Raw genomic sequence first — 1412 nt, 5'->3', positions numbered from 1 at the left:
GGGATGTCGTCGTGGGTGTGGGGTGCGGCGTTGAAGGTGATGGGGGTGTCGCCGGGGCCGGTGAGGGTTTGCTGGGCTTGGTTGATGAGGGTGTTGAGCTGGTCGGCGATGTCGGTGTAGGTGTGCTCGGCTTCGCGGTGGACCCAGGCGATGGAGGATCCGGGGAGGATGTCGTGGAATTGGTTGAGGAGGACTTGTTTCCAGAGGGTGTCGAGCTGGTCGTAGGGGTAGGGGGTGTGGTGGTTGAGGGTGGCTGTGGTGCACCAGAGTTCGGCTTCGCGAAGGAGGTGTTCGCTGCGTCGGTTGCCTTGTTTGGTGCGGGCTTGGGAGGTGTAGGTGCCGCGGTGCAGTTCGAGGTAGAGCTCGCCGGAGTAGACGGCGGGTTGGGTGTGGTCGTTCTCGGCGGCGGTGAAGAACTCGGTCGGGGTGTGCAGGTGGACTTGGGGGGATCCTTCGAGGTTGTGGGTGCGGTGGGCGCGTTCGAGCATGTCGCGGGTGGGTCCTCCCCCGCCGTCGCCGTGGCCGAAGGGCAGGAGTGAGTGGTTGGCGTAGCCGTGTTCGGAGAAGTTGTTCTGGGCGCGGGCGAGTTCGGCGCCGGTGATCTCGGCGTTGTAGGTGTCGGCGGGTGGGAAGTGGGTGAAGATGCGGGTTCCGTCGATGCCTTCCCAGTGGAAGGTGTGGTGGGGGAAGCGGTTGGTTTGGTTCCAGGAGAGTTTTTGGGTGAGGAACCAGGTGTTGCCTGCTTGGTGGATGAGTTGTGGGAGTGCGGCGCTGTAGCCGAAGGAGTCGGGTAGCCAGACTTCGCGGGTTTCGATGCCGAATTCGTCGAGGAAGAAGCGTTTGCCGTGGATGAGTTGGCGTGCGAGGGCTTCGCCGCCGGGCATGTTGGTGTCGGATTCGACCCACATGCCGCCGACGGGGACGAATCCGCCATGGTCGATGTGGTGGCGGACGCGGTCGTAGAGCTTGGGGTGGTGGGTTTTGATCCAGGCGAGTTGTTGGGCCTGGGACATGGCGAAGTGGAAGTCGTGGTGGTCGAGCAGTGTGGTGACGTTGGCGATGGTGCGCGCGACTTTGCGGATGGTTTCGCGGATGGGCCACAGCCAGGCGGAGTCGATGTGGGCGTGGCCGACGGCGGAGATCTGGTGGGCGCTGGGGTGTGCGGGTGCGGTGAGGGTGTCGGTGAGCTGGTTGCGGGCGGCGGTGGCTGTGCCGGGGATGTCGTGGAGGTCGAGGGTGTCGAGCATGCGTTCGAGGGCGCGGAGGATGTGGTGGCGGCGGGGTGAGTTCTCGGGTAGCTGGCGCATGAGCTGGTCGAGGACTTCGGCGTCGTGGTAGAGGGCGGCGGTTTCGGTGTGGCGGATGGCGATGTCGGCTTGGTGGAGTTGGTAGAGGGGTGGGCTGTCGGGGGT

General features: G+C 65.0%; 1 protein-coding gene. It reads right to left on the bottom strand.

Annotation, left to right across the window (positions count from 1 at the left end; translation table 11 throughout):
* Nucleotides 1–1412: alpha-mannosidase (locus tag E1161_RS26870; protein WP_408012184.1), on the bottom strand; the 1412-nt coding region annotated here is incomplete at both ends.

It is taken from the genome of Saccharopolyspora aridisoli, from assembly GCF_004348445.1.
GTDB classification, from domain to species: domain Bacteria; phylum Actinomycetota; class Actinomycetes; order Mycobacteriales; family Pseudonocardiaceae; genus Saccharopolyspora; species Saccharopolyspora aridisoli.
Note: the sequence above shows the minus strand (reverse complement) of the source record. Positions and strands in the feature narration are given on the sequence as shown.